Origin of the sequence: Caulobacter sp. RHG1, assembly GCF_013181195.1 — a bacterium.
Taxonomy (GTDB): Bacteria; Pseudomonadota; Alphaproteobacteria; order Caulobacterales; family Caulobacteraceae; genus Caulobacter.
In genome coordinates this window covers 181,699-194,694 of the sequence record NZ_SMZP01000005.1, presented here as the reverse complement: position 1 = coordinate 194,694, position 12,996 = coordinate 181,699, and the positions used below count along the sequence as shown (strand labels likewise).

Here is a 12,996-nt window from a genome sequence, read left to right as displayed (position 1 = left end):
CCGCTCCGGCCGTTCGATACTGTGGCGCCTCAGACGTTGAAGCGGAAGTGCATCACGTCGCCGTCCTTGACGACGTACTCCTTGCCTTCGGCGCGCATCTTGCCGGCTTCCTTGGCCGGGCCTTCGCCGCCCAGCTTGATGAAGTCCTCGAAGGCGATGGTCTCGGCGCGGATATAGCCCTTCTCGAAGTCGGTGTGGATGACGCCGGCCGCCTGCGGGCCGGTGTCGCCGACGTGAATGGTCCAGGCGCGGGCTTCCTTGGGGCCGACCGTGAAGTAGGTCTGCAGGTCCAGCAGGGTGTAGGCCTCGCGGATCAGGCGGTTCAGGCCCGGCTCTTCCAGGCCCAGAGTCTCGAGGAACTCGGTGCGCTCCTCAGAGTCCAGCAGGGCGATCTCGCTCTCGATCTGGGCCGAGATGACCACGCTCTTGGCGTTGTCCTTGGCGGCGCGTTCGGCGACCAGGTCGCTGTACTTGTTGCCTTTGTCCGCCGAGCCTTCGTCGACGTTGCAGACATAGAGCGCCGGCAGCGACGTCAGCAGCTGCAGCATGTACCACGCCTTCTCGTCGTCGGCGTCGATCTTGGCGGCGCGGGCCGGGCGGCCTTCGCGCAGCAGGGCCAGGGCGATGTTGGCCAGGCGCAGAGTGTTGGCGCTTTCCTTATCGCCGCCGGTCTTGGCGCGCTTCTCAAGGGCCGGAACGCGCTTTTCCAGGCTTTCCAGGTCGGCCAGCATCAGCTCCATCTCGATGATCTCGAGATCGCTGATCGGGTCGATGCGGCCTTCGACGTGGACGATGTCGCCGTCTTCGAAGCAGCGGGCCACGAAGGCCACGGCGTCGCAGTCGCGGATGTTGGCCAGGAACTGGTTGCCCAGGCCTTCGCCCTTTGACGCGCCGCGCACCAGGCCGGCGATGTCGACGAAGGTGATGCGGGCCGGGATGATTTCCTTGGAGCCGGCGATCTTGGCCAGGGCGTCCAGGCGCGGCTCGGGCACAGCGACCTCGCCGGTGTTCGGCTCGATCGTGCAGAACGGATAGTTGGCGGCCTGGGCCGACGCCGTCTGGGTCAGGGCGTTGAACAGGGTGGACTTGCCGACGTTGGGCAGGCCGACGATGGCGACTTTAAGGGCCATGGAACTCTCGTGGATTTCGTTGGGCGGGCGATTACCACGGATGACCGCGAAAGGCGAACCGCACGCCCCTTGCATGAACTGCAACCAGTTCTGATATCAATGGCCGAAAGGAGCTTCCCATGAGCGTTCGACCCGTCCTGAAGATCGTCAAGGGCATGCCCGCCTCGGACGGCGACGGCGTGCGGCTGACCCGCATGCTGGGCACGCCCGAAGCTCAGATGTTCGATCCGTTCCTGATGCTGGACTGTTTCGATAACGACCAGGCGTCCGACTACATGGGCGGCTTCCCCGACCACCCGCATCGCGGCTTCGAGACCGTGACCTACATGCTCGAAGGCCGGATGCGCCACCGCGACAATACCGGCCGCGAGGGCGTGATCGGACCGGGCGGCATCCAGTGGATGCGGGCCGGCAAGGGGATCGTCCATTCCGAAATGCCCGAGCAGAACGAAGGCCGGATGCGGGGCTTCCAGCTGTGGGTCAACCTGCCCGCCAAGTTGAAGATGACCGCGCCGGGCTACCAGGAGTTCGAGGCCGACAGCATTCCGGTCGAGGCCCGCGAAGGCGGCGTCACGGTCAAGGTGATCTCCGGCGCGACCGATGCCGGCACGCCCGGCCCGATCGGTGGCGGGGCCGTGGACGCGCTCTATTTCGACGTCGTGCTGCCGGCCGGGACGGTGTTTGAAGAGCCGGTCGGCGACGACCGCAACGCCATGCTGGCCGTCTATGAGGGGCAGGTCCGCGTGGCCGACAAGACGATCGACGCGCTCTCGGGCGTGTTCCTAGGAGCCGGCGACACCGTCCGCGTCGAAGCCGTCACCGACGCCCGCGTCCTGCTGCTGGCAGGCCGTCCGATCCAAGAGCCGGTGTTCTGGCACGGCCCGTTCGTGATGAACTCCCGCGAGGAGATCGTGCAGGCGTTCGAGGACTTCCAGCGCGGACGGTTCTGACCGGCTTTATGACTGGCCGGTCAAGAGAGGATCGGGTGAGCGGCCCAAAGGGCGGCCGCTCAGGCGTTCCAGCTCCTGCTGCATGCGTACGACCTGGCCGCTGAGGCTGGTGACGTCGCCCTGCAGCTGGGCGTTCCGGCTCTTGAGGTAGGCGTTCTCGCGGCGCATCGCCTGGGCGTCTTCGTCGGTCATGAGCGCGCGCCTCGGCTGGTCGTCCGAGGCGTCATGCGGATGACCGCGCGCAGCAGGGCCGCGCGATTGGGACTGAGGCCAGGCGCCAGCAGTTCCCTTTCCGCGCCTTCCCGGATCTCGCCCTTGTGGCGGTTGCCTAGGAAGAAGGCTTCGGCTTGCACCTCCCGAGCCGAAACCTGGCGCGCGCTGAAGCCGGCCAGCAGGGCGCTCCACGGGGTCATCGAAGCGCCGCAGGGGCTGAAGTGTTCGAGGGGGCGGACATGACGTCCTTTCAGGCCAACGAGCCTCGCATGGCGCGAGGTAATCCGTGGCGCGGAGATGATAGCGCGATCCGAAGGGGATGGCTCCCCACGACGTAATCATTTCCCCGCCGCGCGGGTGCGCGTGCTAGGGTCTTCTCGAGGCGCGCAGTCACGCCATCCGGATCGGTCCCCCTTAGCGGACGGTCCCAAGGTCCCGAAGCCGGGGCGCCCAGAGACGTCTCTAGAGACATCCGCAACATCATGGTCGACCGCCGCGGTCGGGCTTGGCCCGAGCACGCCCATGGCCGCCGTCCGCGTCTTCCCCTGAAAGGAACGCCCCTTGTCCAAAGGCAATCGTGAAGTCCGAAAACCCAAGGCGGTAAAGCCCAAGGTGATCGCCGCCGCGCCGTCGGCGCTGTCGCAGACCCTGGCGCCGCGCAAGAAGTAGCGACCGGCTCCAAGCAGACCGAGCGCCGCGGATCGGCGCGCTCGACGAAAGGCCACGCCATCAAGACCTATCCCGGAACCCGTCCCTCGGGCCCCAAGAGCCTGAACGATCCCCGTTCGATGGGCAGCCAGCCCACCCGGCCCCGGCCGATCGACCCGAACGCCCTGCGAGGCACCAAGTCTTGAGCCAGACTCCGCCGACCATCGCCTATCTGATCCTGGTCCATCGCTATCCCGAACAGTTCAAGCGGCTGTTCAAGGCGATCCACGACCCGGCCAACCACTACCTCGTCCACGTCGACAAGAACGCCGGCCCGGAACTGGAGAGCGACCTTCGCGGGTTTCTCGCCGCCTATCCCAACGCCGCCGTCCTGGAGAGCAAGCGCGCCCTGTGGGGCGGCTACAGCCTGGTCGACGCCGAGCTGCGCGGCATGGCCAAGCTGCTCGAGATGGACGCCCACTGGGACTACTTCATCAACCTCAGCGGCCAGGACTTCCCCCTGACGACGCAGGAACAAATCCGGGGCTTCCTGGGCGCCAACCGAGGCCGGGAGTTTATCCGGGTCCTCGACCAGGCCAGCATCCGGCCCGAGACCATGGGCCGGGTCCTGCAGCACGTGGTCGAACAGGGCGGTCGCATTGTCGACAGCCTGGTCACGCGGCTCTTCCTGAAGGACGCCACGCCCTATATCGGCAACCAGTGGAAAATCGTCAGCCGCCGGTTCTGCGACTTCGTCTGCCACGACCCGTCGGTCGATCGCTACAAGGCTTTCTACCGCAACACCTTCATCGCCGATGAGGGCTTCTTCCAGACCGTGATGATGAACACCGCCGCGCACGGCGAGGTCATCAACGACGACAAGCGGATGATCGACTGGGTGCCCGACGGCGACATCAAGCTGCGTCCCCGCACGTACACGGCAGCCGACGCGGATGCGCTGACGTCGAGCCCGAATCTCTTCGCGCGCAAGTTCGACGCCGAGGTCGATGCGGAAATCCTCGACATCCTGGAAGCCTGCCTGCGGGCTCAGGCGGTCGCCAACGAGCGCGCGACGGCGGTCGAGCTCGCCCCCGTGCTCGTGGCCTAGAGTGATCAGCCGAAACCGTCTCATCGCGCTGTGCGCGGCGGCGTATGTGGGCGCCATCGGTTTCTCGGTGGTCGATCTCCTGCGCGATCCGCCGCTGAAGCTCTACGTCATCAGCCCGAGCGGCGACTGGGCGCGCTGCGTGGAAATCACCGCCACCAGTGAGCGCCTAGCCTACCGCGAGGCGCTCCGGCGTCCGACGCCAGCGAGGGTCAAGGACGGAGACTGCCCAGTCCTGCCCGCCATCAAGGCGGTGGACTCGCGTCTGATGATGGAGCGCGGCTTTAACGCCGCGCTGGTCGTCTCGGCGATCCTGGCGGCGCTATGGGTCCTCGGCTTGGCGCTTCGCGCCTGGCGTCGAGGCGACGATCCCTTCGACTAGAGCGTGATCGCCGACGCCGCGAAATCCCGCCAGCGCTTGGCTTCCTTGCGGAAGTGGCTGTGGGTCTTGGACAGGCGCTTATCGATCTCGGCCAGCTTGGCGCGGGCCTCGTCCTTGCGGCCCTGGCGGACCAGGAACACCGTGTAGCGGGCGATGCCCTCGAAGCCCGGATAATGGTCGGCGGCCCAACTGAGCGCCGTGTCGGCCTGCTCGTCACGGCCCAGAGCCTGATAGGCGCGGCCCAGAGCCAGCATGGTGTGGGGCGTGCGGCCGGCGTTGGGCTGCTCGCCCAGCTTCTCCAGCAGCGGCAGGGCTTCGGCCGGACGGTTCAGCTCGAGCAGAGCGTTCGCCCGGCCCAGCAGCAGCTGGGCGTCGTCGGCGTACATGCCCGTCAGGCTGTCGGCGTAGAGCGTCTCGGCCTCGGCATGCTTGCCAAGTTCCGTGGCGGCCACAGCCATGCGCACGCGGTTGGCCACCGTCGGGGCGTCGTCGAGCGCGCGGGCGGCTTCGCGATATTCACGCTGCGGGTCAAGGGCCTGGCGGGCGGCGTTGCCGACGGTGCGGGCCGTCTTGCCGCCCAGCAGTTCGGGCAGGATCACGGCGGCCAGATAGACCACTCCGCCCAGCGGCTGGAAGATCAGGATGATCCACAGCCAGAACATCTCGCGGTGCGTCCGCACGACGTGCACGCACAGGGCGATCGAGAACAGCAGCGACAGGCCCAGCAGGGGCAGGGGAAGCGAGAACAGGGCTGACATGCCTGAACCTCTACCGAATTTGGCGTCGCAGCTCTAGGCGGGCTTGCTCTAAGTAGGCTTGCTCTAAGTGGGCTTCCTGGGATCGGCCTTGGGCGCGGGGGCCAGGCGCATGACCTCGGCTTGGTAACGCTCGTCGTCGCCGACTGCGGCGAAGGGCAGGGCGTCGGCCAGGGCGTCCAGCATCGGATCCAGCCACTGGTGTTCGATCTTGTGGAAGTCGCCCAGCACGTAGTGCATCACTGCATCCTTGTGGCCCGGATGGCCCACCCCAATGCGGCCCCGGCGGAAGGCGTCGCCGACCTGGCTGGTCACCGAGCGGATGCCGTTGTTGCCCGCCGCGCCGCCGCCGGCCTTCATGCGGAAGCGACCCGGGGCCATGTCGATCTCGTCGTGGAAGACGATGACGTCGGCCGGGGTCAGCTTGAAGAACTTCATCGCCTCGCCGACGGCGCGGCCGCTCTCGTTGTAATAGGTCTTGGGCTTGAGCAGCAGCAGCTTGACTGGGCCATCGGGCGTCGAGACCTGCCCCTCGCAGGCCAGGCCCTGGAAGCGCGCGCGCCACGGAGCCGTGCCCCATTTCCGCGCCAGGGCGTCGACAGCCAGGAAGCCGACATTGTGGCGGTTCTTCTCGTACTTGGGCTCGGGATTGCCCAGGCCGGCTAGGATCAGCATGTCTGGTTCCTTGTGGAGCCTCCCTGCGTCCTTCGAGGCCCGCTGCGCGGGCGCCTCAGGATGAGGAACGCTGCTACTGACCCCTCATCCTGAGGTGCGCGCTTTCAAGCGCGCCTCGAAGGACGCACGGCCTCAAACGAAAACGGGCGGACCCGAAGGCCCGCCCGTCTCTTAAATCGGTTCGACCCGAAGGCCGAGTGTCGATTAGCCTTCGACGGTGGTGTCGCCGGCGTCCGACTGAGCGGCCGACGAGGCCTTCAGGGTCGCGATCACGAAGTCGCGCTCGACGGCGGTCTTCACGCCTTCCGGCAGCTTCACTTCCGAGATGCGGATGGTGTCGCCGATGTCGTGGTTGGCCAGGTCGATGACCAGCTCTTCCGGGATCTTGTCAGCCGGGCAGGCCAGTTCGACGGTGTGACGGATCACTTCCAGCGAGCCGCCCTTCTTCATGCCGACCGAGGTTTCCTGGTTCTTGAAGTGAACCGGAACTTCGATCTTAATCAGCTGGTGTTCCGAGACGCGGAACAGGTCGAAGTGGATCGGCTCGTCGGTGACCGGGTGGAACTGGATCGACTTGGCGATGACCGATTGCTTTTCGTCGCCGTGTTGCAGCGTCACCAGGTGGCCCAGCAGCTTGCCGGTGTACAGCGACTTGCGGAATTCGTTCATCTTCACGGCGATGTTCACCGGAGCCTTGCCGCCGCCATACAGGGTGCCCGGGACATTGCCTTCGCGACGCACGGCGCGGGCCGCGCCGGTGCCGGCGCCGTCACGGACTTCAACGTTCAGAATGATCTCAGCCATGGTCGTGTCTTTCTGGAGAGCCGGATGCTCTCTGCTGTGACCCAGCGCCTATGGCCATATCGCCACGCTCGCCCGGTCGTTTTGGGGTCGCGCTACATACACAAAAGGGCCGGGCGACGCAACGCCCGGCCCTTTCGGTCGGATTTCGAAGAAGGATCAGCTCTTTTTGGCGACCGGCTTCTTGGCGGGCGCCTTCTTGGCCACGGTCTTCTTGGTCGAGACCGGCGTGGCCTTCGGCGGCGGGGGCGGTTCGGGCGGCAGGGCCGCGCCCGAGGCCTTGGCGATGCAGGCGCCGGTGTCCATCAGGATGTGCTGGCCCAGGCAGAAGATGTCTTCGTAGTGCGGCTTGGCCACGGCCAGGCATTGGTAGAGGTTCAGCTTGGCCATGTTCAGGCAGCTGTTGGTGCCGGGGTCGACGCTGAGAGCGTCGATCGAGGTCAGGTTGTTGTCGCCGGCCGCGCCCAGAGCGGCCAGAGCGGCCACGGCCAAGCCGCGGATCACCACGGGCTGATAGGGCGCCACAGCGGCGCGCGGGGTGAAGCCCAGCGACTGACCGCCGGTCGAAGCGTTCTGCAGCACGGCCACGTCGGCGCTCTCGGCCAGGGCCGGGGTGGCCGACAGGCTCTTGGCAGAGGCCAGGCGACCGTCGCGATCAACCACCGAGCTCTTGGACCACGAGGCCTTCTGGACGTCGTAGGCGGCCTGCTTCACGGCCTTGCCGGCCATGTAGACCTTCAGGCCATCGGCGCCGATCTGGTCGATGATCAGGCCGGCGGCGCTGTCGCTGCCCTTGAACACCGCGGCGTACGACGGGTTGGAGAAGATGTTGTTGACCATCTCCTGGCGCGAGGTCGGGTTGGCCGCGACTTCGCGCACCGAGGCGACGAAGGTCGGATCCTGCAAGGCCAGGACGGCGGCGTAGGCCACGGCGCCGTTCATGAACGACTTGGATTCGTAGGACGCGCCCAGCTTCAGCGCAGCCTGGATCTGCTCGCCGTTCTGGAAGGCCGGCGAGACGGCGCCGGCGCGGGCCATGTAGCCGCGGAACGCGCTGGCGCGTTCGACGACGCTGGCCGACAGGGTGATCGGCGGCGGCGGCGGCGGGGCCTGCACGACGGGCGCAGGCGGGGGCGCCGGCGCGCTACAGGCGGCGACGAGCGCGGCCAGCGCGACGGCGGTCGTCGTCAGTACGGCGCGCGTACGCGAAAAAGAGCGCATTGTAGGAACTTCCCCATCAGATCTTGGCGGCGCCGATAGCAGCCCGGGTCGGCGAGATTGTGACTGTCGTCTCGTTAACCAAGCTTTTACAAGCGGGGCCGTGCGAGAGGCGAGTAGGGATATGACAATACCCCCGCCAGCCGAGTGTCTCGACGCGGTAGAGAACGCGCTTAATTCAGAAAAATCAACAAGATCGCAGCCGCCAAACCGTCGGGAGACGGCCTGGCCTCATGCCCGATCCGGGTCTTCGGCGATCGGAGATATGTTTAACGTCGGTCAGTCGAACAGCTTCGACACCGACTCCTCGTTGGCGATGCGGCGGATGGCTTCACCGATCAGCGGGGCGCACGAGACGTAGCGGATCTTCGGGCAGGCCTTGGCCTGGTCCGAGGCTTCGATCGAGTCGGTGACCACCAGTTCGGTCAGCACCGAATTGGCGACGCGGTCGGCCGCCGCGCCCGACAGGACGCCGTGGGTCACGTAGGCGCTGACCGAGGTCGCGCCGTGATTGATCAGAGCCTGGGCGGCGTTGCACAGCGTGCCGGCCGAGTCGGCGATGTCGTCGAACAGGATGCAGCGGCGGCCAGAGACATCGCCGATGATGTTCATGACTTCCGACTGGCCCGGGCCCGAGCGGCGCTTGTCGACGATGGCCAGATCGGCGTCGTCCAGGCGCTTGGCCAGGGCGCGGGCGCGCACCACGCCGCCGACGTCGGGCGACACGACCATCAGGTCCGGGCCCAGCGAGTAGTTGCGGATGATGTCGTCGGCCAGCAGGCGCGAGGGCAGCAGGTTGTCGGTCGGGATGTCGAAGAAGCCCTGGATCTGGCCGGCGTGCAGATCCATCGTCAGGACGCGGTCGGCGCCCGAGCGGGTGATCAGATTGGCGACCAGCTTGGCCGAGATCGGCGTGCGGCCGCCGGTCTTGCGGTCCTGGCGGGCGTAGCCGAAGTAGGGGAGCACAGCGGTGATCCGCTTGCCCGACGCGCGCTTCAGGGCGTCGATGCAGATCAGCAGCTCCATCAGGTTGTCGTTGGCCGGGTAGCTGGTCGACTGGATGACGAAGACGTCCTCGCCCCGCACGTTCTCGTCGATGGTGACGAACACTTCGAGGTCAGCGAACCGGCGCACCTGGGCGCGGGTCAGCGGCATGTCGAGGTATTCCGCGATCGCTTGCGACAGCGGACGGTTCGAGTTGCCGGACAGCAGCTTCATGATGATCTCGGGTGTGGGGGTCGGCCGATGCGGGGCCTTCTAGCAGTGATCGCCCCAGGCACAAGCGTTAACGGCCACACTTTTTCGCTTCCGTACGCGGAGGATCGCCCGCGTGATCCAGAAGCCTCACGCTTCGAGGGTGATCGCCGACAGCAGCCGCCCGTAGTCGCCCTCGCCCTTGAGGAAGGCGCGGCGGTTGGAGAAGAACCATTCCTCCTCCGCTCGCGTGTCGCGGCCAACCCATTCGCGGCGCTCGACGCCGGCGGTTTCCAGGCGGTCCAGCACGAACGACGGCAGGTCGAAGAAGCGCTTGTCGTCGCTCGCGCCCGGCTTGAAAAACCGGCCCGAGCCGGGGCAGTCGGCCTCGAAGCGGTGCAGGAACTCCAGGCCCACCTCGTAGGACTGGGGCCCGATGCAGGGACCGACCACCCCGGTGATGTTTTCGGGGTTGGCGCCCAGCGTGACCATGCGATCGACGGCGGCCTGCACGATCCCGTCCAGCGCGCCGCGCCAGCCGGCGTGGGCGGCGGCGGCGACGCGAGCCTCCGGATCGACCAGCAGCACTGGGGCGCAGTCGGCCGCCAGGGCGCCGCAGATCACGCCTGGGGTCTTGGTCACGACCGCATCGCCCTCGGGCCGGACGTCGCCCCACGAGCCGTCGGCGGTGATGGCGATGGTCGAGTGGATCTGGAAGCAGGTGTTGAGGTCTTCCGGCGCGCCGCCGAACCAGGCCGCGGCCCGGGCGCGGTTTTCGATCACGTCGGCCGGCTCGTCCTTGCTGCCGCGTCCGACGTTGAGGCTGTCATAGATGCCGCGCGAAACTCCGCCCTGGCGGGTGAAGAACGCGTGGCGCACGCCCGGTAGGCTGGCCAGCAGCGGCGACTGGATGGTGGGCAGGCCTGGAGTCTTGGTCATTGGAGTCTTGGTCATCAGGTCGCGTCCTCGAAGAGGGGGGGCGAAAGGTCGGGCGCGCAAAGGCAAGCGACCTTGAACAGATCTCCCATCTGCGCCGCGTTGACCAGGCGATCAAGCTGTCTTGCCAGTTGCTCGGCGCGATCGGGCCGCGCCGCCGCCAAGGCCTGAGCCCGCTGCTCAATGCCCAGCGCGACCAGGAACTCGGCCTGGGTGAGGATCGGCCCGGCCTTGGCCCCGGTTTCGCGCGCCGCGGCGACTACGGCCGGGAAGTCGGCCCAGACGGTCAGGTCGGCCTGGCCGGCAGTCTTCAGCGGATCGACCTTCTTGTGGGCTTGCAGGGCCTGCAGCGTGTCGCCGGCCTCGGGCTGGGCGCGGCCATAGTCGATCAAGAGCGCCGCGCCGCCGTCGGCGACCAGGCGATGGGCGATGTCGGAGGCCAGAGCGGCCTGGGCGGGGGAGGATTCCCACAAGCTCCCGGCTTGCGCCTCGGCGTCGATTGGCGATTGGCCGAGGCTGCGCAGCCCGAACGCCAGATCTCCGTCCTCGCCCAGGCCGATCACGCGCTCGGCCCAGCCGTCTTCCGTTCGCACGAACTGGCGGGCGGGCAGGCAGTCCAGCAGTTCGTTGGCGACCAGGATCATCGGCGCGCCGGCGGGGACCTCGTCCAGCCGGCCGACCCAGCGGGGGCCTTCGCCCAGCCGCGCGGCCTGGCGGGCGCGCAAGGGGCCCGACACCTCGACCAGCAACACCTGCGCGGCGGCCAGGAATTCCGGATCCAGCTTCCCCGCCCGCAGCAGGTCGCTCATCAGCGTCCCGTCGCCCGGGCCCATTTCGACCAGGCGGAACGGCGCAGGGCGGCCCAGGCGGGTCCAGGTCTCGATCGCCCACAGGCCGATCAGCTCGCCGAACATCTGGCTGACCAGCGGCGCGGTGACGAAGTCGCCGCCGGCCCCCAGATCCGGACGCATGGCGTAGTAGCCGTCGCGCGGGTCGTGCAGGCAGCGGGTGAAGAACTCCGGGACGCCGATCGGCCCGTCCTGGGCGATCTGCGCCTTCAGACGATCAAGCAGGCTCATCGATCTGGACAGGCTCGCGCAGCGATTTCCACAGCAGCCAGCCGCCGACCAGGATCATCGGGACCGACAGCATCATCCCCATGGTCAGGCCGAACGGGAACTCGGGCATGCCGACGTCGGGATTGCGCACGTTCTCCAGCGACAGCCGGAACAGGCCATAGGCCAGCAGGAACGTAGCCACGATGGCGCCGCGGCGTTGCAGCCACTTCAGGCGGTAGACGGCGAAGGCCAGGATCGCGAACAGCAGCACGCCTTCCAGGCCGGCTTCATAGAGCTGGCTGGGATGGCGCGGGAACGGACCGGCCGGGCAGATGTGCTGCGGGTGAGCGGCCTTGATCGTGTCGTTGCAGAAGATGACGCCCCACGGGTGGTCGGTCTGGCGGCCCCACAGCTCGGCGTTGATGAAGTTGGCGATGCGGCCGAAGAAGATGCCGATCGGGGCCACCGGCGCCACCAGATCGCCCAGCTTCAGAATGTCGATGGCGTTCTTGCGGGCGAAGAACACGATGGCCGCGCACACGCCCAGGAAGCCGCCATGGAAGGACATGCCGCCTTCCCAGATCTTGAACAGGTCCAGCGGATGGGACAGCAGCCAGGCGCGCTGGTCGTCGTTCATCAGCATGTAGAAGAGAATGTAGCCCAGGCGGCCGCCGACGATGATGCCGAGGGTGATCCAGAGCACCAGGTCGTCGATCTGCAGCGCCGTGGCGGTGGGCTTGCGGCCGCCCCACAGGCTCTCGGTGCGGGTCATGCGGATGGCGAAGCGCCAGCCCAGCAGGATGCCGGCGACATAGGCCAGCGCGTACCAGCGCAGAGCCAGCGGGCCCCACTGCAGCGCCCACGGACCGATGTGAACGATCGGGTCGATATCGGGAAATATCACGCCGCAAAGCTCCGCTGAGGACAGATCGTCGCACCTGTATAGGGTTCGGGGTTCGCTTTCATCCCCTGTTTCCCATATAAGAGCGGTCGCCCATTTTCGGGCCGTTCGGAACCGCGATGCACAGCCAGAACCCCTTCCTCGACGAATTCGCCAAACTGACCCAGGCGGCCATGGGCATCGCCCAGACGGCCGGCGAGGAGGCGAAGACCGCGATGCGGAGCCAGGCCGACCGTCTGGCCGCCGAGTTCGACCTGATCCGTCGCGACGATTTCGAGGCCCTGAAAGCCGAGGTTGCAGCGCTGCGCGAAGAGGTTGCGGCCCTGAAGGGAGCCAAAAAGGCTCCTGCCAAGAAGGCCGCCTCGGCTACCGAATAGGCGAATCGTCGCTCGCTTCCGACGTGAAGCGGGTTGAGACGAACGCAACGAAGCAGATTAGTGTCCCCAGTACGTGAGCGATTCATGGCGGGGCTTACCCCCGCCTTCGCCGGCGGGGACATAGGTTTTCATGGACACCCAACCGGAAGACGACGACGTCCTGCTCGCCCTCGATCCTCTCGAGGTGGTCGAGCATGTGCTGTCGGCCGAGAATCTCACCTTCGATCGCACCGAGGACGGTGACCTCGCCTTCGCTCTGAAGGGCGATTGGAAGGACTACGAGCTGTGGTTCGCGTGGCGGCCCGAGGCCGACTGCCTGCAGCTGTGCCTGTCGCTGGACCTGCGCGCCCCGAAGTCCAAGCGCCTGTCGGCCTACGAGCTGCTGGCCCTGATCAACCAACGCGTCTGGCTGGGTCATTTCGAGGTCTGGACCGAGGATGGCGAGGTCGTGTTCCGTCACGCCCTGGCCCTGCCGGCCGGCGAGCGCCCGACCATGGCCCAGGCCGCCTCGATGATCGACGCGGCAGTGGAGGCGGCCGACCGCTTCTTCCCGGCCTTCGAATTCCTGATCCAAGGCGCCAAGACCCCGGACGAGGCGATGGCCGCCTGCATGTTCGAGACGGTGGGCCAGGCCTGATCCCCACCTTGGCTCT

At 67.1% G+C, this 12,996-nt stretch carries 17 protein-coding genes and 1 pseudogene; 6 read left to right on the top strand and 12 right to left on the bottom strand.

The features are described from left to right. Positions 1-29 precede the first annotated feature (29 nt). Complete coding sequence (gene ychF, locus E1H18_RS15335; RefSeq protein ID WP_172269910.1) at positions 30-1,130, bottom strand: redox-regulated ATPase YchF; 1,101 nt, start codon at positions 1,128-1,130, stop codon at positions 30-32. A 119-nt stretch (positions 1,131-1,249) separates the two neighbouring features. On the opposite strand from ychF, the gene E1H18_RS15330 reads away from it, so the two are divergent. After that, complete coding sequence (locus tag E1H18_RS15330; protein WP_172269908.1) at positions 1,250-2,080, top strand: pirin family protein; 831 nt, start codon at positions 1,250-1,252, stop codon at positions 2,078-2,080. 6 nt (positions 2,081-2,086) lie between these two features. Here E1H18_RS15330 and E1H18_RS15325 read toward each other — a convergent pair whose 3' ends face one another. Together E1H18_RS15325 and E1H18_RS15320 are read right to left on the bottom strand one after the other, a co-directional pair. Further along, complete coding sequence (locus tag E1H18_RS15325; protein ID WP_172269906.1) at positions 2,087-2,272, bottom strand: hypothetical protein; 186 nt, start codon at positions 2,270-2,272, stop codon at positions 2,087-2,089. Then, on the bottom strand, positions 2,269-2,493 hold the full coding sequence (locus tag E1H18_RS15320) for a hypothetical protein (protein ID WP_172269904.1): 225 nt from the start codon (positions 2,491-2,493) through the stop codon (positions 2,269-2,271). The genes E1H18_RS15325 and E1H18_RS15320 overlap by 4 nt, the downstream gene beginning before the upstream one ends. A 528-nt stretch (positions 2,494-3,021) precedes the next feature. On the opposite strand from E1H18_RS15320, the gene E1H18_RS15315 reads away from it, so the two are divergent. The 3 genes from E1H18_RS15315 to E1H18_RS15305 are packed head-to-tail and all read left to right on the top strand — an operon-like array spanning position 3,022 to position 4,428. After that, on the top strand, positions 3,022-3,147 hold the full coding sequence (locus E1H18_RS15315) for a hypothetical protein (protein ID WP_172270402.1): 126 nt from the start codon (positions 3,022-3,024) through the stop codon (positions 3,145-3,147). Further along, positions 3,144-4,049 carry a beta-1,6-N-acetylglucosaminyltransferase gene (locus E1H18_RS15310; RefSeq protein WP_172269902.1) on the top strand — a complete coding sequence of 302 codons (906 nt, stop codon included), beginning with the start codon at positions 3,144-3,146 and terminating at the stop codon, positions 4,047-4,049. The genes E1H18_RS15315 and E1H18_RS15310 overlap by 4 nt, the downstream gene beginning before the upstream one ends. 1 nt (position 4,050) lies before the next feature. After that, the gene (locus tag E1H18_RS15305) at positions 4,051-4,428 is read left to right on the top strand and encodes a hypothetical protein (protein WP_172269900.1); all 378 of its coding nucleotides are present in this window, start codon (positions 4,051-4,053) and stop codon (positions 4,426-4,428) included. Here E1H18_RS15305 and E1H18_RS15300 read toward each other — a convergent pair. From E1H18_RS15300 to lgt, 9 genes and pseudogenes are all read right to left on the bottom strand, one after another. Further along, entirely contained in the window at positions 4,425-5,177 is a 753-nt protein-coding gene (locus E1H18_RS15300) for a tetratricopeptide repeat protein (protein ID WP_172270400.1), read from the bottom strand. The two genes, E1H18_RS15305 and E1H18_RS15300, sit on opposite strands and share 4 nt — an antisense overlap. Before the next feature lie 72 nt (positions 5,178-5,249). Further along, positions 5,250-5,858, bottom strand: a complete 609-nt coding sequence (gene pth / locus E1H18_RS15295; protein WP_172269897.1) for an aminoacyl-tRNA hydrolase — start codon at positions 5,856-5,858, stop codon at positions 5,250-5,252. A 15-nt stretch (positions 5,859-5,873) separates the two neighbouring features. Next, positions 5,874-5,966 (bottom strand): annotated as a pseudogene (locus E1H18_RS27335) (hypothetical protein); the annotation flags it as partial. Between the two features lie 96 nt (positions 5,967-6,062). Beyond that, a complete protein-coding gene (locus tag E1H18_RS15290; protein ID WP_172269895.1) occupies positions 6,063-6,662 on the bottom strand; it encodes a 50S ribosomal protein L25/general stress protein Ctc in 600 nt (199 codons plus the stop codon). 156 nt (positions 6,663-6,818) lie between these two features. After that, positions 6,819-7,880, bottom strand: a complete 1,062-nt coding sequence (locus E1H18_RS15285; protein ID WP_172269893.1) for a hypothetical protein — start codon at positions 7,878-7,880, stop codon at positions 6,819-6,821. Positions 7,881-8,156: 276 nt separating this feature from the next. After that, complete coding sequence (locus E1H18_RS15280) at positions 8,157-9,095, bottom strand: ribose-phosphate pyrophosphokinase (RefSeq protein WP_172269891.1); 939 nt, start codon at positions 9,093-9,095, stop codon at positions 8,157-8,159. 126 nt (positions 9,096-9,221) lie between these two features. Further along, positions 9,222-10,010, bottom strand: a complete 789-nt coding sequence (gene pgeF / locus E1H18_RS15275) for a peptidoglycan editing factor PgeF (protein ID WP_172270398.1) — start codon at positions 10,008-10,010, stop codon at positions 9,222-9,224. A 14-nt stretch (positions 10,011-10,024) separates the two neighbouring features. Next, positions 10,025-11,086, bottom strand: a complete 1,062-nt coding sequence (locus E1H18_RS15270; protein WP_172269889.1) for a class I SAM-dependent methyltransferase — start codon at positions 11,084-11,086, stop codon at positions 10,025-10,027. Beyond that, entirely contained in the window at positions 11,073-11,969 is an 897-nt protein-coding gene (gene lgt, locus E1H18_RS15265) for a prolipoprotein diacylglyceryl transferase (RefSeq protein WP_172269886.1), read from the bottom strand. Before lgt ends, E1H18_RS15270 begins: the two co-directional genes overlap by 14 nt. Before the next feature lie 116 nt (positions 11,970-12,085). Here lgt and E1H18_RS15260 point away from each other — a divergent pair, with 116 nt between their 5' ends. Further along, positions 12,086-12,343: an accessory factor UbiK family protein gene (locus E1H18_RS15260; RefSeq protein ID WP_172269884.1), complete on the top strand. Its 258-nt coding sequence runs from the start codon at positions 12,086-12,088 to the stop codon at positions 12,341-12,343. A gap of 130 nt (positions 12,344-12,473) precedes the next feature. Then, positions 12,474-12,980, top strand: coding sequence for a YbjN domain-containing protein (locus E1H18_RS15255; RefSeq protein ID WP_172269882.1), 507 nt, complete (start codon positions 12,474-12,476; stop codon positions 12,978-12,980). Positions 12,981-12,996: the final 16 nt, after the last annotated feature.